The 26,383-nt window shown below is 70.2% G+C and carries 25 protein-coding genes, 1 pseudogene and 1 riboswitch; of the genes and pseudogenes, 9 read left to right on the top strand and 17 right to left on the bottom strand.

Features of this window, described 5'->3' with window-relative positions:
- The first annotated feature begins 36 nt into the window (after positions 1-36).
- Both AV521_RS33705 and AV521_RS33700 read left to right on the top strand, forming a co-directional pair.
- Positions 37-360: a DUF427 domain-containing protein gene (locus tag AV521_RS33705; RefSeq protein ID WP_076093907.1), complete on the top strand. Its 324-nt coding sequence runs from the start codon at positions 37-39 to the stop codon at positions 358-360.
- 37 nt (positions 361-397) lie between these two features.
- On the top strand, positions 398-1,180 hold the full coding sequence (locus AV521_RS33700; protein ID WP_076093905.1) for an alpha/beta fold hydrolase: 783 nt from the start codon (positions 398-400) through the stop codon (positions 1,178-1,180).
- Positions 1,181-1,197: 17 nt separating this feature from the next.
- Here the strand turns inward: AV521_RS33700 and mnmA are convergent, their stop codons facing one another.
- The 4 genes from mnmA to AV521_RS49610 all read right to left on the bottom strand — a co-directional run bounded on the left by mnmA (position 1,198) and on the right by AV521_RS49610 (position 4,666).
- Complete coding sequence (gene mnmA, locus AV521_RS33695; RefSeq protein WP_076093903.1) at positions 1,198-2,322, bottom strand: tRNA 2-thiouridine(34) synthase MnmA; 1,125 nt, start codon at positions 2,320-2,322, stop codon at positions 1,198-1,200.
- A 409-nt stretch (positions 2,323-2,731) separates the two neighbouring features.
- Entirely contained in the window at positions 2,732-3,901 is a 1,170-nt protein-coding gene (locus tag AV521_RS33690) for a cysteine desulfurase family protein (protein ID WP_076093901.1), read from the bottom strand.
- Between the two features lie 286 nt (positions 3,902-4,187).
- Positions 4,188-4,466, bottom strand: coding sequence for a DUF4190 domain-containing protein (locus tag AV521_RS33685; protein WP_076093899.1), 279 nt, complete (start codon positions 4,464-4,466; stop codon positions 4,188-4,190).
- 32 nt (positions 4,467-4,498) lie between these two features.
- Positions 4,499-4,666, bottom strand: a complete 168-nt coding sequence (locus AV521_RS49610) for a hypothetical protein (protein ID WP_179023578.1) — start codon at positions 4,664-4,666, stop codon at positions 4,499-4,501.
- 147 nt (positions 4,667-4,813) lie between these two features.
- Here AV521_RS49610 and AV521_RS33680 point away from each other — a divergent pair, with 147 nt between their 5' ends.
- On the top strand, positions 4,814-5,440 hold the full coding sequence (locus AV521_RS33680) for a TetR family transcriptional regulator (RefSeq protein WP_076093897.1): 627 nt from the start codon (positions 4,814-4,816) through the stop codon (positions 5,438-5,440).
- A gap of 286 nt (positions 5,441-5,726) precedes the next feature.
- Here the strand turns inward: AV521_RS33680 and AV521_RS33675 are convergent, their stop codons facing one another.
- Positions 5,727-6,068, bottom strand: a complete 342-nt coding sequence (locus tag AV521_RS33675) for a hypothetical protein (RefSeq protein ID WP_076093895.1) — start codon at positions 6,066-6,068, stop codon at positions 5,727-5,729.
- 99 nt (positions 6,069-6,167) lie between these two features.
- A complete protein-coding gene (locus tag AV521_RS33670) occupies positions 6,168-7,139 on the bottom strand; it encodes a YafY family protein (RefSeq protein ID WP_076093893.1) in 972 nt (323 codons plus the stop codon).
- Between the two features lie 100 nt (positions 7,140-7,239).
- On the opposite strand from AV521_RS33670, the gene AV521_RS33665 reads away from it, so the two are divergent.
- On the top strand, positions 7,240-7,836 hold the full coding sequence (locus tag AV521_RS33665) for a TIGR03086 family metal-binding protein (RefSeq protein ID WP_076093891.1): 597 nt from the start codon (positions 7,240-7,242) through the stop codon (positions 7,834-7,836).
- On the opposite strand, the gene AV521_RS33660 is transcribed toward AV521_RS33665, so the two are convergent.
- Positions 7,823-8,683 (bottom strand): thioesterase family protein, encoded by an 861-nt coding sequence (locus tag AV521_RS33660; RefSeq protein WP_076093889.1) that lies wholly within the window; start codon positions 8,681-8,683, stop codon positions 7,823-7,825. The two genes, AV521_RS33665 and AV521_RS33660, sit on opposite strands and share 14 nt — an antisense overlap.
- 163 nt (positions 8,684-8,846) lie before the next feature.
- Here AV521_RS33660 and AV521_RS33655 point away from each other — a divergent pair, with 163 nt between their 5' ends.
- The gene (locus AV521_RS33655) at positions 8,847-10,100 is read left to right on the top strand and encodes an esterase family protein (RefSeq protein ID WP_076094018.1); all 1,254 of its coding nucleotides are present in this window, start codon (positions 8,847-8,849) and stop codon (positions 10,098-10,100) included.
- On the opposite strand, the gene AV521_RS33650 is transcribed toward AV521_RS33655, so the two are convergent.
- From AV521_RS33650 to AV521_RS33605, 10 genes and pseudogenes are all read right to left on the bottom strand, one after another.
- The gene (locus tag AV521_RS33650) at positions 10,009-10,668 is read right to left on the bottom strand and encodes a trimeric intracellular cation channel family protein (protein WP_076093887.1); all 660 of its coding nucleotides are present in this window, start codon (positions 10,666-10,668) and stop codon (positions 10,009-10,011) included. The two genes, AV521_RS33655 and AV521_RS33650, sit on opposite strands and share 92 nt — an antisense overlap.
- Before the next feature lie 47 nt (positions 10,669-10,715).
- Positions 10,716-12,107, bottom strand: a complete 1,392-nt coding sequence (locus tag AV521_RS33645) for a M1 family metallopeptidase (RefSeq protein ID WP_076093885.1) — start codon at positions 12,105-12,107, stop codon at positions 10,716-10,718.
- 99 nt (positions 12,108-12,206) lie between these two features.
- Positions 12,207-13,547, bottom strand: coding sequence for an ABC transporter ATP-binding protein (locus AV521_RS33640; RefSeq protein ID WP_076093883.1), 1,341 nt, complete (start codon positions 13,545-13,547; stop codon positions 12,207-12,209).
- Positions 13,544-14,641 (bottom strand): ABC transporter ATP-binding protein, encoded by a 1,098-nt coding sequence (locus tag AV521_RS33635; protein WP_076093881.1) that lies wholly within the window; start codon positions 14,639-14,641, stop codon positions 13,544-13,546. Before AV521_RS33635 ends, AV521_RS33640 begins: the two co-directional genes overlap by 4 nt.
- Positions 14,638-15,636 (bottom strand): ABC transporter permease, encoded by a 999-nt coding sequence (locus tag AV521_RS33630; protein ID WP_076093879.1) that lies wholly within the window; start codon positions 15,634-15,636, stop codon positions 14,638-14,640. Before AV521_RS33630 ends, AV521_RS33635 begins: the two co-directional genes overlap by 4 nt.
- A gap of 108 nt (positions 15,637-15,744) precedes the next feature.
- A complete protein-coding gene (locus tag AV521_RS33625; protein WP_076093878.1) occupies positions 15,745-17,532 on the bottom strand; it encodes an ABC transporter substrate-binding protein in 1,788 nt (595 codons plus the stop codon).
- A 70-nt stretch (positions 17,533-17,602) separates the two neighbouring features.
- The gene (locus tag AV521_RS33620; protein ID WP_076093876.1) at positions 17,603-18,610 is read right to left on the bottom strand and encodes an ABC transporter permease; all 1,008 of its coding nucleotides are present in this window, start codon (positions 18,608-18,610) and stop codon (positions 17,603-17,605) included.
- 338 nt (positions 18,611-18,948) lie between these two features.
- A complete protein-coding gene (locus tag AV521_RS33615) occupies positions 18,949-19,734 on the bottom strand; it encodes an enhanced serine sensitivity protein SseB C-terminal domain-containing protein (protein WP_371917089.1) in 786 nt (261 codons plus the stop codon).
- 195 nt (positions 19,735-19,929) lie between these two features.
- Positions 19,930-20,721 (bottom strand): enhanced serine sensitivity protein SseB, encoded by a 792-nt coding sequence (locus AV521_RS33610; RefSeq protein WP_076093873.1) that lies wholly within the window; start codon positions 20,719-20,721, stop codon positions 19,930-19,932.
- 113 nt (positions 20,722-20,834) lie between these two features.
- Positions 20,835-21,519, bottom strand: a pseudogene (locus AV521_RS33605) (AAA family ATPase).
- A 178-nt stretch (positions 21,520-21,697) separates the two neighbouring features.
- Positions 21,698-21,795, top strand: a riboswitch (glycine riboswitch).
- Between the two features lie 155 nt (positions 21,796-21,950).
- Between AV521_RS33605 and gcvT the strand changes: the two are divergent.
- From gcvT to AV521_RS33585, 4 genes are all read left to right on the top strand, one after another.
- On the top strand, positions 21,951-23,069 hold the full coding sequence (gene gcvT / locus AV521_RS33600) for a glycine cleavage system aminomethyltransferase GcvT (protein ID WP_076093872.1): 1,119 nt from the start codon (positions 21,951-21,953) through the stop codon (positions 23,067-23,069).
- Between the two features lie 121 nt (positions 23,070-23,190).
- Positions 23,191-23,568 (top strand): glycine cleavage system protein GcvH, encoded by a 378-nt coding sequence (gene gcvH, locus AV521_RS33595; RefSeq protein ID WP_076093870.1) that lies wholly within the window; start codon positions 23,191-23,193, stop codon positions 23,566-23,568.
- Between the two features lie 14 nt (positions 23,569-23,582).
- Positions 23,583-24,851 (top strand): serine hydroxymethyltransferase, encoded by a 1,269-nt coding sequence (glyA, locus tag AV521_RS33590; protein ID WP_076093868.1) that lies wholly within the window; start codon positions 23,583-23,585, stop codon positions 24,849-24,851.
- Positions 24,852-24,946: 95 nt separating this feature from the next.
- Positions 24,947-26,314 carry an L-serine ammonia-lyase gene (locus AV521_RS33585; protein WP_076093866.1) on the top strand — a complete coding sequence of 456 codons (1,368 nt, stop codon included), beginning with the start codon at positions 24,947-24,949 and terminating at the stop codon, positions 26,312-26,314.
- Positions 26,315-26,383: the final 69 nt, after the last annotated feature.

Here is a 26,383-nt window from a genome sequence, read left to right as displayed (position 1 = left end):
CGGGAAGAAGCGCGGGCCCGCCGGTGCTGTCCAGATATGAGCCAAGGACACACCATCACCATCGAGAAGAGCGAGCGGCACGTGCGCGTGGTGCACGGCGATCTGGTGCTCGCGGAGTCCGACCGTCCGCTGGTGCTGCGCGAGACGGGCAGCCCGGTTCGGTACTACATCCCCGCCGAGGACGTACGCCTCGACCTGCTGACGCCCTCCGGCACACACACCGTGTGCCCCTTCAAGGGCACTGCCTCCTACTGGTCGCTGCCGGACGCGGCGGACCTGGTGTGGGCGTACCCGGAGCCGAAGCCGGACGTGGCGGAGATCAAGGATCACTACTGCTTCTACGACGTCGACGTGTCGTGAGCGATGAGTTCATGCCGGTACGGCAGTCTGCACCGGCATGGACAAGAAGACGACCTCGCGCGACGGCACCGCCCTCGCGTACCAAGTGACCGGCCAGGGGCCGACGGTGATCCTGGTGAGCGGCGCCATGTCCACCGGGGGCACCATGGCGCCCCTGGCACAGCGGCTCGCGGACCGCTGCACGGCCGTCGTCTACGACCGCCGGGGCCGCGGCGCGAGCGGTGACACGGCGCCGTACTCGGTCGGGCGCGAGGTCGAGGACCTGGCCGCGCTGGTCGAGGCCGTGGGCGGCGACGCGGTGCTGTTCGGGGTCTCCTCGGGCGGAGCGCTGGTCCTGGAGGCGGCGGCGAGCGGGCTGCCGATCCCCCGGGCGGCGGTGTACGAGGTGCCGTACGCCGACACGCTGGCGGGCGGCGCCGAGCGGGAGGCCGCGTACAAGGAGAACCTGACCAAGGCGCTCGCGGACGGCCGGCGCGGGGACGCGGTGGAGCTGTTCCTGCGGCTGACCGGCCTCGGCGAGGAAATGATCCAGGGCGCCCGGCAGTCGCCGATGTGGGCCGGGATGGAAGCCGTCGCGCCGAGCCTCGCGCACGACGACACGGTCATGGGCGACGGCCTGCTCCCGCGCGAGCGGCTGGCGGCGATCTCCGTACCGGTGCTGTCGGTCGCGGGCGGGGCGAGCCCGGAGTGGATGCGCGACGCGTCCCGCGCGGTCGCCCGGACCGTGCCCCGGGGCACCTACCGGGTTCTGGAGGGACAGACCCACATGGTGGAGCCGGAGGTGCTGGGGCCGGTGCTGGCGGAGTTCGTCGCGGGGTGAGCGGCGGTCGGCGGCGGTTACACCGCCGCGGCCGTCGCGCGCGTGGTCGTCGCGATCGTCGCCGAGCCCACCACGCGCGTGCCGTCGTACAGGACGATCGCCTGGCCGGGGGCCACGCCGCGGACCGGCTCGGTGAAGCTGACGCGCAGCTCGCCGTCGACCGGTTCCGCTCTGACCTCGGTCTCGCCGCCGTGGGCGCGCAGTTGGGCGGTGTAGGTGCCGGGGCCGGTGGGGGCGGTGCCGCACCAGCGGGGCTTGATCGCCGTCAGTCCGGTCACGTCCAGGGCGGCGGCCGGGCCGACGGTCACGGTGTTGTTCACCGGCGAGATGTCGAGGACGTAGCGCGGCTTGCCGTCGGGGGCCGGGGTGCCGAGGCGCAGGCCCTTGCGCTGGCCGATCGTGAAACCGTACGCGCCCTCGTGCGTGCCCAGCCGGGCGCCGGACTCGTCGACGATGTCGCCCTCGGCCTTGCCGAGCCGCTGGGCGAGGAAGCCCTGGGTGTCGCCGTCGGCGATGAAGCAGATGTCGTGCGAGTCGGGCTTCTTGGCGACGGCCAGGCCGCGGCGCTCGGCCTCGGCGCGGATCTCGTCCTTGGTGGTGACCGTGTCGCCGAGCGGGAACATCGCGTGGGCGAGCTGCTTGTCGTCGAGCACACCGAGCACGTACGACTGGTCCTTCGCCATGTCGGAGGCGCGGTGCAGCTCACGCGAGCCGTCCTCGCGCACGATCACCTTGGCGTAGTGACCGGTGCAGACCGCGTCGAAGCCGAGGGCCAGCGCCTTGTCGAGCAGGGCGGCAAACTTGATCTTCTCGTTGCAGCGCAGACACGGGTTGGGGGTGCGGCCGGCCTCGTACTCGGCGATGAAGTCCTCGACCACGTCCTCGCGGAACCGGTCGGCGAGGTCCCACACGTAGAACGGGATGCCGATGACGTCGGCCGCGCGGCGGGCGTCACGGGAGTCCTCGATGGTGCAACAGCCCCGCGCGCCAGTCCGGAAGGACTGCGGGTTCGCGGAGAGCGCGAGGTGGACGCCGGTGACGTCATGGCCGGCTTCCGCGGCGCGCGCGGCGGCGACGGCGGAGTCGACTCCACCGGACATGGCGGCGAGGACGCGGAGGGGGCGCTGCGGTGTCTCAGTCATAGCCCCTCCAGGGTACGGGGCTCCGGGACGCGGCTCCGAAAAAATCAAGGCCGGACCCCTTGCGCATGATAGGTACCGATTTACCCTGGAATTAGACCTGCGAGACGAGTGAGGGAGTTCAAGCGGAGTAGCCGACTTCAGCGAGAGATGCAGTATCTCCCCCAGTGAGAGGTAGACGATCTCCGCTGGTGCCGACGTCGACGCTCGGGCTGAGAGGCCGGAAGGTCGCAAGTACTGGACCGGAAGGCGACCCCCAACTACCTGATCCGGACAATGCCGGCGAAGGGAACCCGCCTCGTAGGTCGCTTGATGTCGCGGCGGCTGTCGCTTGCGCCTCAGCCGCCTCTTTATGCGTCAGCCGCCTCTCTGTGGACAGCTGCCTCTTTTGCGCCCGCCGCCTCCTCGTGCCTCAGCTGAGGCCCGCGACACGCGCTCTTTCCACCGCCGGGCCGATCGCCTTCGCGACCGCTTCCACGTCCGCCTCGGTGGACGTGTGGCCGAGAGAGAAGCGCAGGGTGCCCCGGGCCAGGTCCGGGTCGGTGCCGGTGGCGAGCAGCACATGGCTGGGCTGGGCGACGCCCGCGGTACAGGCGGAACCGGTCGAGCACTCGATGCCCTGGGCGTCCAGCAGGAGCAGCAGGGAGTCGCCCTCGCAGCCGGGGAAGGTGAAGTGCGCGTTGGCCGGGAGGCGGCCCTCGGAGGCCGGGTCGCCGCCGAGGATGGCGTCCGGGACCGCACCGCGGACGGCCGCGATCAGCCGGTCGCGCAGGGCGCCGATCTCGCGGGCGAACCATGCGCGCCGCTCGGTGGCGAGCCGGCCGGCGACGGCGAAGGAGGCGATGGCGGGGACGTCGAGGGTGCCGGAGCGGACGTGCCGCTCCTGGCCGCCGCCGTGCAGGACGGGTACGGGGGTGTGGTCGCGGCCGAGCAGCAGCGCGCCGATGCCGTACGGGCCGCCGATCTTGTGGCCGGAGACGGTCATCGCGGCGAGGCCCGAGGCAGCGAAGTCGACCGGGACCTGCCCGAAGGCCTGGACCGCGTCGGCGTGCATCGGGATGCCGAACTCGGCGGCCACCTCGGCGAGTTCACGGACCGGCAGGATCGTGCCGATCTCGTTGTTGGCCCACATCACGGTGACCAGGGCGACGTCGTCGGGGTTGCGTGAGATCGCGTCGCGCAGGGCCTCGGGGTGGACCCGGCCGTAGGAGTCGACAGGGAGGTACTCGACCGTGGCGCCCTCGTGTTCACCGAGCCAGTGGACCGCGTCCAGGACGGCATGGTGCTCGACGGGGCTGGCCAGGACGCGGGTGCGGGCCGGGTCGGCGTCGCGGCGGGACCAGTACAGGCCCTTGACGGCGAGGTTGTCGGCCTCGGTGCCGCCCGAGGTGAAGACGACCTCACTGGGGCGTGCGCCGAGCGCTTCCGCGAGGGTTTCGCGGGACTCCTCGACCGTGCGGCGTGCCTGGCGGCCGGATGCGTGGAGGGAGGAGGCGTTGCCCGTGATGCTCAACTGGGCGGTCAGTGCCTCTGCCGCCTCCGGGAGCATGGGGGTTGTCGCGGCGTGGTCGAGGTAAGCCATGGTGTGCCGATTCTACGGCGCCGGTTCCCTGCGGTTGGCTTCGACCGTGCAGGTTGGCTGGGCTTGCCGCGCGCCTTGCGTTGGCTGCGCCTGGGCTTGGCGGCGTCGCGCCCGGCGCTGTCGGCCGTGCCCACCCGTTCCACCCCAGCGGAACGACCGCCCACGGCGGTGGCGGTTGGTGGCGGTTCGGCTGCCCCCCGGTGGGGACGGGGCGGCGATGCCGGCGGTTCCGGCCGGGTGCCCCGTCGTCCTCGGGGGCCGGTCGGTCAGGTGGAGCTCGGGCGGGTCACAGGCTCCACGACAGCGTGTGGGACACCTGCATGGCGATCGCCAGGACGGCCAGGTCGGCCACGCCCAGGGTGAGGCCCAGGAAGGCTCGGGCGCGGCGGGTGGTGCCACGCCAGAGGGACACCACGGCCAGGACGATGGAGATCGGTCCGAGGAAGATGTTGAGGACGAGCAGGCCGAGCAGGCCGAGGATGAAGGACGCCACGGCCATGCCGTCGGCGTCACGTGCGGTCGGGCGGGTCTCGTCGGTGCCCGTGACCGGTGCGGTGAGTTGCATGATGTTCAGCTCCTGGAAGTCGTGGCGGACGGTCAGTTGGCCGACGTACGGCGCCGGCGGCCGTGGCGCTCGCGGATCGCGAAGACGCCGAGCCAGACGGCGATGACCGCGGCGACGACGGCGGTGACGGTCAGCGGTGCGTGGGCCACGGTGCCCAGGACGACGCCGAGCAGCATGAGTGCGGCGACGAGGAACAGCATGAGATCAGATCCCCCCTCCGGGATGCCTTGTGGTTCAGGCTGATGTGAAGTTTCGGTGAACAGTTGTAGTAACAGTTGTTCACTGACTTCTACTCTAGCGCGCCGCACGGCTTTTCAATTCCAGAGAACAGTTGTTAACTGGATGACATGAGTCACACCCTCGGCATCCGGCAGGCGCAGAAACAGAAGACCCGGCAGGCGTTCCTCGACGCCGCGCTCGCGCTGCTGGAGGAGCAGAGCCTGAGCAGCCTCGGTCTGCGCGAGGTCACCCGGGCCGTCGGCGTCGCCCCGACCGCCTTCTACCGGCACTTCCGCTCGACGGCCGACCTCGGTGTCGCACTGGTCGACGAGGCGCTGGGCAGCCTGCACCCGATGGTTCGGACGACGGTGTCCACAGCGGGCGGCAGCGAGGAACGCATCGCGCGCGCCATCGAGTTGATCGCCCGGCACGTGGACACGCACCCGGCCCACGTCCGGTTCATCGCCCGGGAGCGGCACAGCGGGGTGCAGCCGGTGCGGGAAGCCATCCGGGCCCAACTGGAACGGTTCGCCGAGGAGGTGAAGGCCGAGCTGGCCAAGGACCCCGAGGCCGTCGGCTGGAACGACGACGACCTGCTGATGCTCGCGCACCTCTACGTCGACCAGATGCTCATCACGGCCTCCCTGTTCCTGGAGGCCCTGGAGGCCCCGGCGGAGGAGCGGGAGCGGGTCACCCAGCTCGCCACCCGTCAGCTGCGGCTCATCACCATCGGCCGCCGCCACTGGCTGGACTGAGCCGGCCCCGAGCGCGGGGCAGGGCGGCACGCCCGGCGCGCCGCCCCGGCAGCGGTACGGCCGTCGTACGGCCCTCGGACCCGGCCTTCGGTCAGCCCTGCTGGGTCTGTCCCCCGGCCTGCCCGCCGGCCTGACCCCCGCCCGGACCGCCGCAGCCGCCGCCCCGGCCGCCGCCGGGCGCGCCACTCGCCATGCCCGAGGGCATACCGCTGGGCATACCGCTGGGCGTGCCGGTCGGCTTCGCGGTGGACGCTGCCGACGGCATCCCGCCGGACCCGGCCTTCGGTCAGCCCTGCAGGGTCTGTCCCCCGGCCTGGCCCCCGCCCGGACCGCCGCAGCCGCCGCCCCGGCCGCCGCCGGGCGCGCCACTCGCCATGCCCGAGGGCATACCGCTGGGCGTGCCGGTCGGCTTCGCGGTGGACGCTGCCGACGGCATCCCGCTCGGGCGCCGGCGCCCGGCGCCGCCCGTGGGCATGCCGGAGGGCCGCTGACAGCTCTGCTGCCGACCGGAGCCGCCGCTGCCGGAAGAGCTGCCGGAGGACGACGAGTCGCCCGAGCCGCACGCGGTCAGCAGCAGCGGGTTCAGCGCCAGCAGGGCGACGGCGGGGACGAGACGGGCACGCTTCATGAGGGTCAGCTCCGGGAAGTATGAGGAAGTCCTGAGAGCCGCACTCAACCAACGGTGCCTTGGCGGTACTTGGGGTCGCCCTGTCCGTCGGCTGTCAATTCAGGGGCCCGGAGCCTCCTGGTACAGGGCCGTGACGGAACGGGCCGCCGCCAGCAGCACCGCGCGGGCCTCGGGCGGGTCCACCACCTCCACCTGGTCGGAGAACGCGAGGAGTTGGCGGACCGCGCGCAGCATCGGGTACGACAGCCGGACGGTGATCCACTCGCTCTCGCCGTCGTCGTCCGGCGGAGCGGCCAGATGGGCGGCGGCCACCCGCCGGAACATGTCCAGCCGCTCCCGCCGTACCCGCACGGTCACCTCGATCCCGCCCTCCCACTCCTCCACCTGGCGCCGCAGCACCTCCCAGGCGTCCGCGAGTTCGACGCCCGGACGTCGCCGTACGGGTTCCTCCAGCGGCCGGGCCGAGCGGATCCGGTCGGCCCGGAACAGCTGCGGCACCGCGCGCCGGTCGGCGACCAGGTACCAGACCCCGGCCTTGGCGACGAGGCCGTACGGGTCCACGGTGTACGTCCGCGCTTCCCGCTCCCCGCTGTGCCGGTAGCGCAGCTTCAGGCGCCGGTCGGAGAAGACCGCGTCCTGGAGCACCTCCAGGTCGACGGCCTGCTGGGGGCCGCTCTTCCAGCGGGTGGCGTCCACCAGGATGCGGCGGCTGGTCACCTCCGCGGCGGGGCGGTGCGGCGCCGGCAGCGCGGCCATCACCTTGCGCAGGGCCGAGCCGAGGGCCGCGTCGAGCCCGAGGGCGGCATGGGCGCCCTGTGCGGCCAGGATGAACAGGGCACGGGACTCGTCGGCGGTCAGTCCGGTGACGTCGGTGCGGAAACCGGCGAGCAGCTCGATGCCGCCGCGCCGGCCGCGCTCGGCGTACACCGGGACGCCGGAGGCCGACAGTGCCTCGATGTCCCGGTAGATGGTGCGGACCGACACCTCCAGCCGGTCGGCGAGTTCGGGCGCGGGGACGCGTCCCCGGGTCTGCAGGAGCAGCAGGATCGACAGCAGCCGGTCGGACTTCACGCGCCCAGCATTCCGTCGCGGTACGGCTCACGCAAATGTTGACGGAATCTGTCAGGTTATCCGGGGATGCTCGGCGTACCGGCTCACCGAGAGGCACATCATGACGAACGTGTTCACCGACCCCCGCCCCTTCTACACCCGCGCCACCGAGCAAGCGGCCGCGCTCATCAAGACCGTGCGCGCCGAAGACTTCACCCGGCCGACCCCCTGTACCGAGTTCGACGTACGGGCCCTGCTGAGCCACGTCGTCGGCGGCACCCGCCGGATCGCGGTCGTCGGCGAGGGCGGCGACGGACTCGCGGTGGAGCCCGTCGCCGACGGCGTCGCGGACGACGGCTGGCCGACGGCCTACGACGAGGTGCGCGTCCGCGTCCTGAAGGCCTGGGAGAGCGACGAGCGGATGACGAGCCCGGTGCGGGTGCCCTGGGGCGAGGTTCCCGGCCACGCGGCGCTCTCCGGCTACGTCATGGAGATCGTGACCCACTCCTGGGACCTCTCCGAAGCCCTCGGCCACCCCCACGGACTCGACCCGGAGCTGGCCGAGTTCGCCCTCGCCACGGCGCGCCGGGTACTGCCCGACTCCCGCCCCCGAGACGCGGAGACCCCCTTCCACACCCGCCGGGAAGCGCCCGAGGGCGCGGGAGCCTACGACCAGCTGGCGGCCTGGCTGGGCCGGAAGCCGCTCAGCCGCGGCTGACCCGGGCCAGCTGCCGGGACTGGGCGACCAGGCGGTCCTCGCTGTCCCAGACCTCGGCGTCCTCCTCCAGGAAGCCGCCGGCCAGGTTGCGGGTGGTGATGGACACCCGCAGCGGGCCGGGGGCCGGGCGATGGCGGACATGGACGGTGAGTTCCACCGTGGGGACCCAGCCCTTGAGGCCGATCTCGAAGGCGGTGGGCGGCAGGGCGTCCACCGCCAGCAGCAGCGAGAGGGGGTCCGCGTCGCGGCCGTCGGCCAGACCGAACCAGGCGCGCATCTCGCCCTTTCCGGAGGGCGCGCCCAGCGCCCAGCCGAGGGTGGCCGGGTCCAGCTTGATCATCAGCCGGTCGGCGATGGCGGAGCCGCCGTCGACCGGGGCCGGGCCGTCACCGGGCCCCAAGCACTGCTCCTGCGGCGGGATCGCGGGCGGTGTCGCCGTGGTACGGACGTCGTCGGGGAGGGCGGTGAGGTCGCCGTAGGAGGCGAGAACGCGGATGCGTTCGACCTCGTTGCCCTCCTCGTCGCACTGGAAGAGGGAGGCCTGGCCGGTGGAGAGGGTGCGGCCGGTGCGGACCGTCTCGGTGCGTACGACCGCCGGGCCGGGCCGGGAGGCGGTCAGGTAGTGCGCGGAGACGGTGAACGGGTCCGGGTGCGGGAGGGCGTCCGCGAGGGCTCGGCCGAGGACGGCCAGCAGAAAGCCGCCGTTGACGGCACCGAAGATGGTCCAGCCGGCGGACAGGTCGATGTCGTAGACGCCGGGCTCGCGCCGGACGACCGTGCTGTCGCGGTCGAACTCGCTGTCGCCGATCACGGCCTGTGTGGCAGGGGCGGAAGCTGCTTCTGGCATGGGTGAACGGTACAACAGAAAACTACTAAGCGGTAGCTTTGTAGATGTACGGCCGGTGACGGAGTACTATCGGATCACTCGGCCGAGTGAGGTTACGGCAATTTCTCGGTAAGTGTCCGGACACGTCCACAACCTCAGGCCGCTGATTCCCCTCTATGGGGACATGAGCCTCACCGGGACTCCGTTCCTCTACACGACCATCTTGCTGGCCGTGGTCGCACTGATACTGCCGCTCGTCCTGTGGTCGCGAGTGCGCGGGCCCAAGCCCCTGCGTGCCGCACTGCGGGTGCTGATGCTGCTGTTCGCCCAGGTCACTGCCATCACGCTCGTCTTCGTGGTGGTCAACAACTCCAACAACCTGTACGACAACTGGGCCGACCTGCTCGGCACGGGCAACCATGTGCAGCAGGCCGCCAACCTCGGCGCCGACGGCACCGGTGGCATCGCGTACAAGAAGCTGCCCAAGGTGCAGCAGAAGTTCACCCCCGCCGACGGGCCCGGCATGCACGCGGCCGGCGGCGTCAAGGTCACCCAGCTCAAGGGCCGGGTGTCGGGTGTGAACGCCGAGGTCTACGTCTGGCTGCCGCCGCAGTACAACGACCCGGCGTACAAGAACAAGAAGTTCCCGGTCGTCGAACTGCTGTCGGGCTACCCGGGTTCGGCGAAGGCCTGGTTCGGCTCACTGAAGGTGCACGAGCAGCTGGAGCCGCTCATGAAGAGCGGCCAGGTCGCCCCGTTCATCCTGGTGTCCCCGCGGACGAACCTGATCGCCAAGATCGACACGGGGTGCGCCAACATCCCCGGCACCGTGAACGCTGACACCTGGCTGAGCATCGACGTGCCGAAGATGATCACGGACAACTTCCGCGCCGAGTCCGCGCCGGACGGCTGGGCCGCGGCCGGCTACTCGGCCGGCGCCCACTGTGCGGCCAAGCTCGCCGTCGCGCACCCCGACCGCTACCGGGCCGCCATCAGCCTGTCCGGCTACAACGACCCGATCGGCGAGCGCAACTCGCTGGCCGCCGGCAGCCTCGAACTGCGGCGGGCCAACAACCCCTACTACATCCTGAAGAACTACCGCACCCCGCCGAAGGTCTCGCTGTACATCTCCGGCGAGAACGGCGACGGCTACCAGGCCGGCGTGGCGCTGGAGCAGATCGCGAAGCCGCCGACGTACGTGAAGGTGGTGTTCCTGCCGCGCAGCGCGGGCGGGCACTCGATGGCGCTGTGGCGACCGCAGGTGCCGACGGTGTTCGAGTGGCTGACCATGGAGATCGGGCACGGCAGCAGCGCCGGGCACACCGGCACGCACACGGGCAGCCCGATCACTCCTCGGTCACCGTCGACCGGCGGTTCCACGCGCGCGGAGCTCGCCAGTGGAACCGCATCGCGAGCAGGCGCAGCACGAAAGCCGTGACGGCGGCCAGCCCGCTGGTGAACGGGGTGAGGACGTCGTAGCGCAGGCACAGCACCACCATGGTGGCGCCGACGATCGCTGGGACCGCGTACAGATCGCGGTCCCAGCGCAGCAGTGAGGGCACCTCGTTGGCGAGCACGTCCCGGAGCACACCGCCGCCGACGGCGGTGGCGAGGCCGAGTGTCGCCGACGCGGTCAGGTTGAGGCCGTAGGTGTACGCCTTCGTCGTACCGCTGACGCAGAACAGGCCGAGGCCGGCCGCGTCGAAGACCAGCACCGCCGACTGGATGCGTTCCACGTGCGGATGCAGGAAGAAGACGACCAGCGCGGCCAGCAGCGGGGTCAGGAAGTACCCGAGGTCGGTGAAGGCGGCCGGGGGCACGGCTCCGATGACGAGGTCGCGGAACAGCCCTCCGCCCAGCGCGGTCACCTCGGCGAGTACGGCGATGCCGAACACGTCGAAGTTCTTCCGGACGGCCAGCAGCGCGCCGGAGATCGCGAACACGAAGATGCCGATGACATCGAGTGCGTGCTGGACGGAGGGGCTGAAGATCTGCTGGAGCTGCACCCCGACATTCTCACTCGCCGGAGTGCATGAACCTTACAAAACCAGGCTCACAGTGCGGGTTTCCCCGGTGTGAAGAGCCAGGTGTGGAAGAGGTCGTCCAGCTGCTGTCCGCTGACGCGCTCGGCGAGGCGGATGAAGTCGGCGGTGTCCGCGTTGCCGTACCGGTGGAGCGTCGTCCAGGCGGGCAGCAGCTTGAAGAAGGCCTTGTCGCCGATCCGCTCGCGGAGCATCTGCAGCGTCATCGCGCCGCGCTGGTAGACGGCGGATGCGAACATCGTGTCGCGCTGCGGGTCGGCCACCTCGATCTTCCAGAAGGACGAATCGGCGGGTGTGGAGTTGTAGGCGGCCAGGAACGAGTCGTGGGCCGAGCGGGTGCCCTGGTGCTCCGCCCACAGCCACTGGGCGTAGGTGGCGAAGCCCTCGTTGAGCCAGATGTCCTTCCACTGCGCCACGCTCACCGAGTCGCCGAACCACTGGTGGGCCAGCTCGTGCACGATGGTCGTCTCGTTGCGCACCGCCGAGTAGGCCGGCTTGCTCTGCACCTCCAGCGAGAACCCGGCCTCGGGCATGTCGTCCACGATCGCGCCGGTCTCCTCGAACGGGTACGGCCCGAAGATCTTCGACCAGTAGTCGGTCGCGGCGGCGGTGACGGCGTACACGTCGACCTTGTTGCGGTTCTTCAGGACGGGGTCGATGGCGACATAGACCGGGATGCCGCCGGGGGTCCGTCCGGTGCGCACGTCGAACTTGCCGATGGTGGCGGTGGCGAGGTAGGTCGCCATGGGCTTCGACTCGCGCCAGTGGGTGTACGTCGAGCCGCCCCGGTCGTACGTCGACACGAGCCGGCCGTTGGAGACGCCGGTCAGGCCCTGGGGTGCCTTGATCCGGATGTCGTAGGTGGCCTTGTCGGAGGGGTGGTCGCTGGACGGGAACCAGGTGGAGGCGGCGTTGGGCTCACAGGCGACGAAGACGCCGTCGGCGGTCTTCATCCAGCCGTACTTGGAGCCGAACACGATGGGTCCGCCGAGGGGCTGGGGTATGCCGCCGTAGGTGACGGTCACCCGGAAGGTACGGCCCCGGGCGAGGCTGTGGCGCGGGGTGATGACGAGTTCGTCCCCGGAGCGGGTGAACTGGGCGCGTCTGCCGTCGACTTCGACACCGCTGACGTCCAGCTGCTGCAGATCCAGGTCGAAGGAGGACAGGTTCTGCGTGGCGCGTGCGGTAAGGGCGGTACGGCCGTCCAGGCGGCCGGTGCCGGGCGCGTAGGCGATGTCCAGGTCGTAGTGCAGCGCGTGGAAGCCGCCGTTGCCCAGCTGTGGGAAGTAGGGGTCGCCTACGCCGGGGGCGCCCGGAGTGGGGGCGGAGGCGGCGGCGATGAGGAGGAAGGAGGCCGCGGCGGTGACCAGCGCCCCTGAACGTGCCGAACGGGAGAGTGCCATGGTCGTCCCTTTCGAGCGTGTACCGATCAGTGGTCGGACACGGACGACTCTGCACTCTCCCGCTCAGGCATGTACATGACTTTGCCGGACTGTCATGCGCTACTTGCCGGTTGACTCCTGGGAGCCGGTCTCCTCGGTGCTCTCCTCGGAGGCGCTCGCTTCGGGAGTGCTCGCCTTGGGAGTGCTCTCCTCGGAAGTGCTCTCCTCGGAGGCGGAGGCGTTCTCTTCGGAGCTGTTCTCCTCGGTTGCCTCTTCCGCGCTCTCCTCCGCCAGCTCCGCCGCCACCGCCGCCGACGTCTCCGCCGACTCCGCGAGGACCTCGTCGGCGACCAGTTCCGCCGCCTCCTTCGCGGCGGTCAGCAGAACCGTGTCCTGCGGTGCCTGGTCCTCGAAGTTCTCCGGGTGGTGGCAGGCGACCCGCTGACCGGGCCTCAGCTCCAGCAGCGCCGGCTCGGTGGTGCGGCAGATCTCCGTCGCCTTCCAGCACCGGGTGTGGAAGCGGCAGCCCGAGGGCGGCGAGATCGGCGAGGGCACGTCGCCCTTGAGCAGGATGCGCTCGCTCTTCGCGTTCTTCCGCCTCGGGTCCGGGATCGGCACCGCCGACATCAGCGCCTTGGTGTACGGGTGCATCGGCGCCTTGTACAGCGAGTCCCGGTCGGCGAGTTCGACGATCTTGCCGAGGTACATCACCGCGATACGGTCCGACACGTGCCGGACGACCGAGAGGTCGTGCGCGATGATCACATACGTCAGGCCCAGTTCCTCCTGGAGGTCGTCCATGAGGTTCACGACCTGCGCCTGGATCGAGACGTCCAGTGCGGAGACCGGTTCGTCCGCCACGATCAGCTTCGGCTCCAGAGCCAACGCCCTTGCCACGCCGATGCGCTGGCGCTGGCCGCCGGAGAACTCGTGCGGATAGCGGTTGTAGTGCTCGGGGTTGAGGCCGACCACCGACAGCAGCCGCTGGACCTCCTTCTTGATGCCGCCCTCGGGCTCGACGCCCTGCAGCCGGAAGGGAGCCCCGACGATCGTGCCGATGGTGTGCCGCGGGTTCAGCGACGAGTACGGGTCCTGGAAGATCATCTGCACATCGCGGCGCATCGGGCGCATGCCGCCCACGCCGAGGTGCGTGATGTCCTTGCCCTCGAACTCGATGGAGCCGGCCGTCGGTTCGAGCAGCCGGGTGATCAGCCGGCCCATCGTCGACTTGCCGCAGCCCGACTCGCCCACGACGCCGAGGGTTTCGCCGGAGCGGACCTCGAAGTCGATCCCGTCGACCGCGCGCACGGCGCCGACCTGCCGCTGGAACAGGCCCTTCTTGATGGGGAAGTGCTTCTGCAGCCCGGTCACCTTCAGCAGGGTCTCGCCGGGCGCGGCGTCCTTGCTGAGGGTGGCCGCACCGGCAGCCTTCACCTCTTTGTCCTCTGCGTTCTCACTCACAGCTTCGGCGCAATCTCTTCGGTCCAGATCCGTTCCCGCTGCTCCTGCGACATGTGGCAGGCGGCCCAGTGCCCCGCTCCGACCTCGGACAGCTCCGGGCGGACGGTGCGGGTCAGGTTGTCCTTCGGGAGGTCGGCGTACGGGCAGCGCGGGTTGAAGGCGCAGCCGGACGGGACGTTGATCAGCGAGGGCGGGGAGCCCTTGACCGGGATCAGGCGCTCCTGCTGGTCGCGGTCCAGGCGCGGCATCGAGCCGAGCAGACCCCAGGTGTAGGGGTGACGGGGCTCGTAGAACACCTTCTCGGCCGGGCCGCGCTCGACACAGCGGCCGCCGTACATCACCAGGATGTCGTCGGCCAGTTCGGCGACGACGCCCAGGTCGTGGGTGATGATGATGACCGCGGAGCCGAACTCCTTCTGCAGATCGCGGATCAGGTCCAGGATCTGCGCCTGGACCGTCACGTCGAGCGCGGTGGTCGGCTCGTCCGCGATGAGCAGTTCGGGGTTGTTCACGAGCGACATGGCGATCATGGCGCGCTGGCGCATACCGCCGGAGAACTCGTGCGGGTAGCTGTCCACCCGCTTGTCCGGCTGCGGGATGCCCACGCGGTCGAGCATCTCGACCGCCCGCTTGCGGGCGGTCTTCTTGTCGACGTCGTGGTGGATCCGGTAGGCCTCCACGATCTGCGCACCGATCGTGTAGTACGGGTGCAGCGCGGACAGCGGATCCTGGAAGATCATCGCCATCTCGCGGCCCCGCAGCTTGCGCACGTGGTCGGGGTCGGCGGACAGCAGCTCGGTGCCGTTCAGCCAGATCTCGCCGGAGATCTGCGCCTTGCGCTTGCCGTACTGGCCGGCGGTGTGCAGGCCCATGATGCCGAGCGAGGTGACGGACTTGCCGGAGCCGGACTCGCCCACGATGCCGAGGGTCTTGCCCTTCTCCAGCTGGAAGCTCAGGCCGTCGACGGACTTCACCAGACCGTCGTCGGTCGGGAAGTGCACCTTCAGGTCGCGCACTTCGAGGAAGGAGTCCGGCGCGGGCGAGGCGTCCGTGGGCTCGCCCACGGCCGCTCCGGTCTTGCTGAGTTCGGTCATGCGAGCCTCACTCGGGGGTCGATCACGGCGTACAGGATGTCCACCGCGAGGTTGGCGAGGAGCACCGCGAGGGAGGTGATCAGGGTGACACCCAGGATGATGGGGAGGTCCTGGTTCTTGATGGCCGTCAGCACGGCCTGGCCGAGGCCGGGGATGCTGAACGTGGTCTCGGTGAGGATCGCGCCGCCGATCAGGGCGCCGAGGTCCATGCCGAGCATGGTCAGGATCGGGGTCATCGTCGAGCGCATGGCGTGCTTGCTGATGACGACCTTCTCCGTGAGGCCCTTGGCGCGGGCGGTGCGGATGTAGTCCTCGCCGAGGATCTCCAGCATCGTGGCGCGGGTGATCCGGGCGTACATCGCCGCGTACAGGAAGGCGAGGGTGATCCAGGGCAGGATCATGCCGCCGAGCCAGCTGGAGAAGCTGTCGCTGATCGAGACGTACTGGCCGTTGATCCAGCCCAGTCCGTAGCTGAAGATCGCCAGCGAGAGCAGACCGGTGAAGTAGATCGGCAGCGAGACACCGCTGAGGGCGACGACCATCGCGCCGCGGTCCCACAGGCTGCCCCGCTTGAGGGCGGAGAGCACACCCGCGGCGACACCGAAGACCAGCCACAGCACGGCGGCGCCGAGCGCGAGACCCAGGGTCACCGGGAAGCGGTCGGTCAGCACCGGCCAGACGGCCTGCTCGCTGCGGAAGGAGTAGCCGAAGCACGGCGCGGCACAGTGGGTGACATCGCCGCCGGCCGCGTAGGTGCGGCCCACGAAGATGCCCTTGAAGAAGTGCCAGACCTGCGAGTAGATCGGGTCGCTCAGACCCAGCTTCTCGCGCACGGCCTCGACGGCGTGCGGGTCTGCCTGCTTGCCCACGAAGCTCGTGGCGATGTCCACGCCCGCCCACTTGGGGACGAGGAAGAAGATGCTGAAGACCACCAGGATGATGACCACCAGCATCACTACGGCGGCGAACAGCCGCCTGATGAGGTAAGCGAGCACAGCTTACGGCCCGCCGCGGACCGCGGGCCCCGGAGATCTTCCGTGGGCCCGCGGCTCGCCGCGCCGGCCTTCACCTGCCTTTCGTGCCGTTCGGCGGGTGTGCCGGGACTACTTCGTGGACTTCAGGCCGAGGTTGACGAAGTCGTAGTAACCGCTGTACGCGTTCGTCGTGTACACGTTGCCCAGACGTGAGGAGCGGATGTTGAGCAGCCGCTCGAAGGTGAAGGGCAGGTAGTACGCGCCCTCCATCACCTTGTGGTTGATCTCCGTGGAGATCTGGGTCTTCTTCGCCTCGTCCAGCGTGGTGGTGTACTGGTCGAAGAGCCCGTCGATCGTCTTGTCCTTGATCAGGGCGTAGTTGTTGTTACCGCTCTGCAGGATGTACTTGCTGTCCCACAGCGGGATGCCGTAGCCCTGGACGGTCGGGAAGTCCGGACCCCAGCCCATGATGATGATGCCGAGCTTCTTCTTCTCGACGTTCGACGGGGAGCCGATGATGCCCGGGCTCTGCGAACCGTCGTACTGGTAGATGTCGGCGTTGATGCCGACCTTCTTCAGCGCGGCCTGCAGGGACTCGGCGGTGGCGACTTCCTGCGACTTGTTGTTGCGGACGGCGATGGTCGTCGAGAAGCCGTTCGGCTGACCGCAGGCCTTGAGCTCCTGCTTGGCCAGGTCGACGTTGCCGTTCTTGTTCGCACCGGAGATCTGGTACGGGTCGTACTTCTGACCCTCGCCACCGGCGACCGACGGCGGGAGCATGTTGGTGCCGATGTCACCACCGGCGATCGGGCCACCGCGGGCGGTCTGCAGCGACACGTGGTCGGCTGCGTAGATCACGGCCTTGCGGCAGTGGAGGTTGTCGAACGGCTTGACGCTCTGCGGGAAGACCGCGTAGCGGATGAAGCCGGAGACCGGGTTGTCCAGATTGTCCTTGTGCTGCTTCAGGGCGATCTGGCGGCCCTGCGAGCCCAGGCCGGTCTGCGAGGCGTCGATGTCGTAGTCGCCGTTGATCAGGCGCTGGTCCGAGTCGGCCTGGTTGGTGGAGATGTCCAGGGTGATCTGGTCCGGGTAAGCCTTGCGGACCGGGTCCGAGGACGCCTTCCAGTTGGAGTTGCGGACCAGGACCAGGCTCTTGCCCGGGCTGTACGACTGGAACTTGTACGGGCCGGAGGAGAACGGGTGCAGGCCGTACTTGGACTTGGTGTCCATGTCCTGGCGGACCGGGGAGGCCGTGGTCATCGCCAGCACCTGGAGGAAGTCCGAGTTGGCCGTCGGCAGGTGGAAGACGATCGTCTTCGCGTCCGGCGTGTCGATCGCCTTCAGGCCCAGGTGGTCCTTCGAGGTGTCCTTGTACGGACCCTTGTAGGTGTTCTGCGGGTCCAGCATCTGCTGGAGGTAGACCGGACCGCCGGACAGGACGTCCTGCGCCCAGGAGCGCTCGATGCCGTACTTGACGTCCTGGGAGGTGATCGGCTTGCCGTCCTCCCAGGTGATGCCGTCGCGCAGGGTGAACGTGTAGGTCTTGCCGTCGCCCGAGACCTTGCCGCTGTCGGTGGCGAGGTCCGGGGTGAGCTTCGCGCCCTCGGCGCCCGGCGACGTCTTGTAGGTGAGCAGCTGACGGCTGTAGTAGCGGGAGAAGTCCCACATGAAGCCGTAGTAGCCGCGCGTGGTGTCCCACGAGTCGGCGTCCTGCGTGCTCACGAACTTCAGGGTGCCGCCCTTCTTGACCTGGTCGGCCTGGGCCACCTTGTTGTTCGCCGCGTCGAAGCCGGCTGCGCCGTCCTTCGAACCGCTGCCGTTGCCTCCGCCGCACGCCGCCGTGGTCAGCAGCCCGGCGACCACTGCGGCAGCGGCAAGGGCTTGCTTGCGCCGCCCTGAGGTGCGTTGGGTAGTCACGATCTCGGATCCTCCGAATTTGATGAGAGACCCCGTGGATGAGCTCACGGGACGCTTGGGGTACGGCACTTCAGCGGGAGCCCTTCGGGTCGAGCGCGTCCCGCACGCCGTCGCCGAAGAGGTTGAAGGCAAGAACCGTGATGAAGATCGCCACGCCCGGGATCACCATGTACATGGGGTCCGAGTCGTAGTAATCGATCGCACTCGAGAGCATCTGCCCCCAGGAGGACGTGGGCGGCTTGACGCCCACGCCCAGGAAGCTGAGCGCCGCTTCGGTGAGGATGTTCGTGGGGATCATCATCGTCGTGTAGACGATGATGGGCGCGACGAGATTGGGCAGCAGTTCCTTGAAGAGGATGTAGAACTGCCCGGCACCGAGCGAGCGGGCCGCCTCGACGTACTCGCGCTCGCGCAGCGAGAGGGTCTGGCCGCGCACGACACGGCCGATGTACGGCCAGCCGAAGAAGCCGATGACCAGGATCATCACGAACACCCGCACGCCCGTGCCGGTGAGTCCCAGCATCTGGTTGGGCATGACGGAGACCAGCGCGATGATGAACAGCAGCTGCGGGAAGGCGAGCAGGCCGTCCATGACGCGGCTGATGAGGGAGTCCACCCAGCCGCCGAAGAAGCCCGCCAGGATGCCGAGGACGGTGCCCAGGACGACGGCGACCACGGCGGACAGGAAGCCGACGAGCAGCGAGATCCGGGCGCCGTACAGGATGCGGGCGAAGATGTCGCGGCCGTTGACCGGCTCCACACCGAGCAGGTGGTCGCCGCTGATGCCGCCCAGGGAACCCTTGGGGGTGCTGAACAGCGGGTCGATCAGGTCCTGGTGGTAGACGTCCGGGTCCTGGCCGACAAGGTTCGTGATCAACGGTGCGAGCAGCGCGATCACGATGAGGAGAAGCACGACTACGCCGCCCGTCAGGGCGAGTTTGTCCCGCTTGAGGCGCTCCCAGGCGATCCGGCCCAGGGACCGGCCCTGGACGGCCTTCGCGCCGGTGGCCGCGGCCGCGGCTTCCTCTGCCGCACCTGGGGCGGCTTCCGCGGCCGGCTCGTGCAATGGTGCCGTCATCAGGCTGGGACCCCTCTCAACCGGCGGTAGCCGGCCCGCACTTGCCGCTGGTAGCGGCATCAATCAGTCCGTCGTACACAGGGGCGAACCCCTTGAAGGGGGAGTCTTCAACGCTGGCGTGATCAGCCGCCAGCCTTGACAACGAATGGATGCGCAACCGTGATGCAAGCTGGCGTTTCCTGTTATGCGGACAGGAAGTCACGGCGAACGGACGGCACAGAAGGGGACAGACCGTAGCGAGAGCGTCGCGTGAAGTCGCGGAAGTAAGCGGATTCACCGCCCTGGGCGCGGGTCAGCGACTGCGTAGGACGCCGGCGGCGGCTGGTCGGCGGCCGCGGTCAGTAGCTGCCGTGCACCGGCGGATAGCCGTATCCGGCGGCCGGGGCCTGCTGCTGGGGGGCGGCCTGGAGCTGGGGCGGGGGCGGGGCCGCGTGGGCCTCGCGGTCGTAGAACGGGCGGGCGTTGGCCCGCATCCAGATCACCACCGGGTCGTAGTCGTCGGTCATCGCGACCGTCGACACCGGCAGGCCCTCCGGGACCGCCCCCACGGACTGCTGCATCATCGCGCGCACCGAGTCGACCGCGGCCGGCGAGGTGTCGTACACATCCAGGCCGAGGGCGAGGCACGGCGCGCCGAGCGCCGGCTGCACCCAGGCGCGGCGCAGGGAGCGCAGGGCCGGGGTGCGGTGGGCGTTCTGCGCGAGCAGGGCGTAGAACTGCGGGATCTCGATGCCGGGCTCGGTCAGCCGGAGGGGGCCGGCGGGCTGGCGGTCCAGGCCGGTGGCGATGCGGCGCAGGTCCAGCCAGGGGATGCCGACACCGCCGCCCCGGGCGTGCGGGTTGAGCCAGAGGCCGTAGTGGTCCGGATAGAGGGTGCGGGCCACGTCCAGGGCGTCGACGACCTCGTACGAGCGGTTCCAGCCGCTGGCCGAGAGTTCCTGGGCGGAGGTGACACAGGGGGCGTAGTGGAAGCCGTCGACTTCCATGTTCCCGTACTGGGCGTCCGGGGAGCCGGACTGGCCGTGCCACAGGAGCATCCAGATCTGGCCGGAGGACGGGGTGGCGAGGGCGCGCAGCAGGGCCTCGTAGGCGTCGTAGCGGCCGGGGGTGACCTGGCGCAGCATGTGCTCGACGCTGCCGCTGTGGCTCGCGCTCACCTGTCGTGCCCTTCTTTGTCTGTGCCCCGCGTTTGGAGACAGCTTAAGCGCCCACCGGGGTGCGGCCTCGGGTTCGCGCGCGGGTGCGGGTTCGTGGGGGGGTACTCGCGCCCCACGGCGGAGCCGCATATCGGACACAGCCCCGCGCCCCTTCGGGTTGGCTCAGTGGCCGTATTGACAGAAGGGGCGGACGTTCGACTTGAGCCAGGTGGCCACCGGGTCGTCCGTCACGTCCAGGAGGACCAGGTTGACCGGCCACTGGACCGGGATTTTTCCGAGGGCTTTGCCCAGGGCCTCCAGGGGGCGGGTGCGGAGGTCGCCGTCCCACTGGGAGAGTTCGACGCCGACGAACATGACCGGGTCGGCCGTCTCGATGACGGCCAGGCAGCGGCGGGCGGTGACGACCACGCCGGTCGCGGCGAACTCGGCGGACGCGGCGGAGAGGAAGTCGACCGGGTCGTCCTGCCAGTCGGGCTCGAAGAGGCGGACCCGGCCGCCGGTGGCGGGGCCGTCCAGCGGGGTACGCCCGGACCGGCACAGCTCGGCCACCGCCGTGGGCGGGAGCGGGATGCCGACCAGGGCGCCCGCGTTCACCGCGATGCCGACCTGCGGGGGCAGACCGCGGGCGAACTCCACGGCGGGGGCGATGGTGTACGACATATGGGAGCCGGCCGCCTGGCGCAGCTGTTCCTCGGAGCTGAACACGGGGACGTACACCTGGCCGTCGATGTCCAGCGTGGGCAGGTCGAGCGCGCCGCGGCCCGGGCCGCCGCCGGCCGGCAGCGGGATCCAGAGCAGGCTCCGGCCCAGGACCTCGACGATCCGGCCCGCCGCCGCGGGTATGCCGAGGGAGGCCGCGAGCACCTCCTCCAGCTCGTTGCCGGGCCAGCCGCTGTGCGGCTGGGGGTGCGCCTGTGCCGGGAAGTCCGCGGGAATGTCCGCCGGGAAGTCCATCTGCCTACCGCCTGCTGGGAACAACTGCTGTGACCATGAAGGCTAGCGGGTGGCTGTGACAACACCGCATTTCGTGGCCACGGTTCGGATCTCGTGGACTCGGTCCGGACGGCTCAGCCCGTGAACGCGATCCGCTGCAGGGTGTCCGCCGCAGCCCGGTCCAGCAGTACCGCCGAGCCGCAGCCCGTGGGGGGCTCGCCTCGGCCGGCCGCGTGGAGCAGCCGGGCGGTCGTACGGCGGTGGCGGGCGAAGGCGTAGCGGGAGACGCCGCGGCCGCGCTCGCGCTGGCCGGCGCGGGCGGTGTCGGGGGCGACGTCGAGCAGCAGCAGGTGCAGGGTGCCGCCGCGGCGACGCGCCGCGCGGGCGAGCCAGGCGCGTACCCAGGACTGGGTGCCGCAGTCATGGACGACGACGCCCTCCCCGCCGCGCAGGGCGCTGCGCAGGCCGGTGTAGTGCGCGAGGGCGGACCAGGGGGCGGTAGAGCGCGTAGGGGAGGAAGCGGGGCAGGCGGGCCGCGAAGCGGTCGCGGGTGTCCTGGGAGTCGATGCGGCGGCCCGGGACCGCGCGCCGCATCAGCGTGGACTTGCCGCTGCCGGGCAGGCCGGTGATCACCACCAGGTCCTTCGGGCCGAAGAGCAGGACGCGCGGGCTGCGGCCGGCGCGGTCCCGCAGATCACGGACGACCGGGGCCGGGCGCTCGGCGCAGCGCTCGCGCGCGGGGGCGGCGGGCTGCTTGGGCACCGCGATGCCGGTGGTGGCGGTGGCGGTGGCGGTGGCGTACAACGGGGTGCTGTTCACCGTGATCGTCCTCCCCTGTCGGCCTGGTAATCCCCATGCCCGATTAATGTAAAGGGAAGGTAATGGACGGTCGTCGGCGGTTCGGTGCGCGTACTGCCACAGGTCGGTTACAGATGTGGCCCTGACGGGCGGGGGTGCGGCGTGCAATGATGTGCCCGCCAACTGCATACCGGCCGTTTGAATCCGCGCGGGAGAGTCCCCAGCAGTCTTCGCTGGGGCGCCGAAGGAGCAAGTCCCTCCCTTGAATCTCTCAGGCCCCGTTACCGCGCGGGCGAGGCACATCTGAAAAGCGGGCCGCTGTGTCAGTGGCTCCACCCAAGGTGCAAGCCGTGATCGTCCCTGTGGCGGTCCCGGCGAACCTCTCAGGTTCCGATGACAGATGGGGAGGAACGTTCCTCGCCTGTTCTGCCTTCCTGGGAGACGACCGACCGATGAGCAGTACCGAACTCCGCCACACCGCGCTGGATGCGCTGCATCGCTCGCTCGGTGCGACGATGACCGACTTCGCCGGCTGGGACATGCCCCTGCGCTACGGCTCCGAGCGCGACGAGCATGTCGCGGTGCGGACGAAGGCCGGCCTGTTCGACCTCTCCCACATGGGCGAGATCACGGTGACCGGCGCCGAGGCGGCCGCCTTCCTGAACTTCGCCCTGGTCGGCAACATCGCCTCCGTCGGTGTCGGCCGCGCCCGCTACACCATGATCTGCCGGGCCGACGGCGGCATCCTGGACGACCTGATCGTCTACCGGCTGGCCGAGACCGAGTACATGGTGGTCGCCAACGCCTCCAACGCCCAGGTGGTGCTGGACGCGCTCACCGAGCGTTCCGCCGGTTTCGACGCCGAGGTGCGCGACGACCGGGACGCGTACGCCCTCATCGCCGTCCAGGGCCCGGAGTCCCCCGGCATCCTGAAGTCCCTCACCGACGCCGACCTCGACGGCTTGAAGTACTACGCCGGTCTGCCCGGCACGGTCGCCGGCGTCCCGGCCCTGATCGCCCGCACCGGGTACACCGGCGAGGACGGCTTCGAGCTGTTCGTGAAGCCCGAGCACGCCGTGGAGCTGTGGCAGGCGCTGACCAAGGCCGGCGAGGGCGTCGGCCTGGTCCCGTGCGGCCTGTCCTGCCGGGACACGCTGCGCCTGGAGGCGGGCATGCCGCTGTACGGGCACGAGCTGACCACCTCGCTCACCCCCTTCGACGCCGGGCTCGGCCGAGTCGTGAAGTTCGAGAAGGAGGGTGACTTCGTCGGGCGCGAGGCGCTGTCCGCGGCCGCTTCCCGCGCGCAGGAAAACCCGCCGCGGGTGCTCGTCGGGCTGATCGCCGAGGGCCGCCGGGTCCCGCGCGCCGGGTACGCCGTCGTCGCGGACGGCGCGGTGATCGGCGAGGTCACCTCCGGCGCCCCCTCCCCCACCCTGGGCAAGCCGATCGCGATGGCCTACGTCGACGCGGCGCACGCGGCGCCGGGCACCACGGGCGTCGGCGTGGACATCCGGGGCAGCCACGAGCCGTACGAGGTCGTGGCGCTGCCGTTCTACAAGCGCCAGAAGTGACACCGTCGTAGCCCCGAGCCGCTGCCCCAGGACGTGACGTCGGGCACATCACCGCTGCTCGCGTGCGTCTCCAGCAGTCCCCCTTCATCAGCATTCACGCGCGTACAGGAGAATTCAGGCCATGAGCAACCCCCAGCAGCTGCGTTACAGCAAGGAGCACGAGTGGCTGTCGGCCGCCGCGGACGGCGTGTCGACGGTCGGCATCACGGAGCACGCGGCCAACGCGCTCGGCGATGTCGTCTTCGTCCAGCTCCCCGAGGCCGGCTCCACCGTGACCGCGGGCGAGACCTGTGGCGAACTGGAGTCGACCAAGTCGGTCTCCGACCTGTACTCGCCGGTCACCGGTGAGGTCACCGAGGTCAACGAGGACGTCGTCAACGACCCGTCGCTGGTGAACTCCGCCCCCTTCGAGGGCGGCTGGCTGTTCAAGGTACGCGTGGCGGAGGAGCCGGCCGAGCTGCTCTCCGCCGACGAGTACACCGCCTTTTCCGCCGGCTGAGGAGTCGTAGCCGTATGACTGTCCTGAACACGTCCCTGCACGAGCTGGACCCGGAGATCGCCGCCGCGGTCGACGCCGAGTTGCATCGCCAGCAGTCCACGCTGGAGATGATCGCCTCCGAGAACTTCGCGCCGCTCGCGGTGATGGAGGCGCAGGGCTCGGTCCTCACCAACAAGTACGCCGAGGGCTACCCGGGCCGCCGCTACTACGGCGGCTGCGAGCACGTCGACGTCGCCGAGCAGATCGCCATCGACCGGGTCAAGGAGCTGTTCGGCGCCGAGTACGCCAATGTGCAGCCCCACTCCGGCGCCTCCGCCAACCAGGCGGCCCTGTTCGCGCTGGCCCAGCCCGGGGACACCATCCTCGGCCTGGACCTCGCGCACGGCGGCCACCTGACCCACGGGATGCGCCTGAACTTCTCCGGCAAGCAGTTCAACGTGGTCGCCTACCACGTGGACGCCGGGACCGGCCTGGTCGACATGGCCGAGCTGGAGCGGCTCGCCAAGGAGCACCGCCCGAAGGTGATCATCGCGGGCTGGTCGGCGTACCCGCGTGAGCTGGACTTCGCCGAGTTCCGCCGGATCGCCGACGAGGTCGAGGCGTACCTGTGGGTCGACATGGCGCACTTCGCGGGCCTGGTCGCGGCCGGTCTGCACGCCAACCCGGTGCCGTTCGCGGACGTGGTCACCTCCACGACCCACAAGACGCTCGGCGGCCCGCGCGGCGGCATCATCCTCGCGCGCAACAAGGACTTCGCGAAGAAGCTGAACTCGGCGGTCTTCCCCGGTTTCCAGGGCGGCCCCCTGGAGCACGTGATCGCGGCCAAGGCGGTCTCCTTCAAGGTCGCGGCCTCGGAGGACTTCAAGGAGCGCCAGCGTCGTACCGTGGACGGTGCCCGCATCCTCGCCGAGCGGCTGACGGCGGCGGACGCCCGCGAGGCCGGGGTGAACGTGCTGTCCGGCGGCACGGACGTACACCTGATCCTGGTCGACCTGCGCGAGTCCGAGCTGGACGGCCAGCAGGCCGAGGACCGGCTCCACGAGGTCGGCATCACGGTCAACCGCAACGCGGTCCCGAACGACCCGCGTCCCCCGATGGTCACGTCGGGTCTGCGGATCGGTACGCCCGCCCTCGCGACCCGCGGCTTCACGGCCGAGGACTTCGCCGAGGTCGCGGACGTGATCGCCGAGGCGCTGAAGCCGTCCTACGACGCCGAGGCCCTCAAGGCGCGCGTGAAGGCGCTCGCCGGCAAGCACCCGCTGTACCCGGGCCTGAACAAGTAGGTCCGGCCGAGTAAGTCCCCGGTGGGGCACCCGACGCAGAGCGCCGGAAGGTGCCGGAGGGTGCCCCACCACCCCCTGTTTCCTGAGGAGTGACCGTGGCCATCTCGGTCTTCGACCTGTTCTCGATCGGCATCGGCCCGTCCAGCTCCCACACGGTCGGCCCGATGCGCGCGGCGCGGATGTTCGCCCGTCGGCTGCGCAACGAAGGCCTGCTGGAAAAGACCGCCTCCGTCCGCACGGAGCTGTACGGCTCGCTGGGCGCGACCGGGCACGGCCACGGTACGCCGAAGGCCGTCCTGCTGGGCCTGGCCGGCGACTCGCCGCGCACGGTGGACGTGGAGACGGCGGACGCGCGCGTGGAGGCGATCAGGGCCGACGGCCGGATCAGCCTGCTCGGCGAGCACGAGATCGCCTTCGACTTCGACAAGGACCTCGTGCTGCACCGCCGCAAGGCCCTGCCGTACCACGCCAACGGCATGACCCTGTGGGCGTACGACGGTTCCGGCGCGGAGCTGTTGTCGAAGACCTACTACTCGGTCGGCGGCGGCTTCGTGGTGGACGAGGACGCGGTCGGCGCGGACCGGATCAAGCTGGACGACACGGTCCTGAAGTACTCCTTCCGCACCGGCGACGAGCTGCTCCGACTCACCCGCGAGACGGGCCTGTCCATCTCCTCGCTGATGCTGGAGAACGAGCGGGCCTGGCGCACCGAGGACGAGATCCGCGCGGGCCTGCTGGAGATATGGCGGGTGATGCGCGAGTGCGTCCGGCGCGGCCTGTCCCGCGAGGGCATCCTGCCGGGCGGTCTGAAGGTCCGCCGCCGCGCGGCCGTCTCCGCCCGCCAGCTGCGCGCCGAGGGCGACCCGCTGGCCCACGCGATGGAGTGGATCACGCTCTACGCGATGGCGGTGAACGAGGAGAACGCGGCCGGCGGCCGGGTCGTCACGGCCCCGACGAACGGCGCGGCGGGCATCATCCCGGCAGTCCTGCACTACTACATCAACTTCGTGCCGGGCGCGGACGAGGACGGTGTGGTCCGCTTCCTCCTCGCGGCGGGTGCGATCGGCATGCTCTTCAAGGAGAACGCCTCCATCTCCGGCGCCGAGGTCGGCTGCCAGGGCGAGGTCGGCTCCGCCTGCTCCATGGCCGCGGGCGCGCTGGCCGAGGTACTCGGCGGCTCCCCCGAGCAGGTCGAGAACGCGGCCGAGATCGGCATGGAGCACAACCTCGGCCTGACCTGCGACCCGGTGGGCGGCCTGGTCCAGATCCCGTGCATCGAGCGCAACGGCATGGCCGCGGTGAAGGCGGTCACCGCCGCCAAGATGGCCATGCGCGGCGACGGTTCCCACAAGGTGTCCCTGGACAAGGTCATCAAGACCATGAAGGACACCGGCGCGGACATGTCCGTGAAGTACAAGGAGACGGCACGGGGCGGGCTGGCGGTCAACATCATCGAGTGTTGAGGTGAACCCCGTGACGGGTGGGGCAGCGCGGGTGCGCGTGCCGGTGGGTGAGGATGCGGAGCGATGGGT

Origin of the sequence: Streptomyces sp. IMTB 2501 (assembly GCF_001953885.1) — a bacterium.
Taxonomy (GTDB): domain Bacteria; phylum Actinomycetota; class Actinomycetes; order Streptomycetales; family Streptomycetaceae; genus Streptomyces.
The sequence above is the reverse complement of the archived record's forward strand: the minus strand, read 5'-3'. Positions and strand labels throughout refer to the sequence as shown.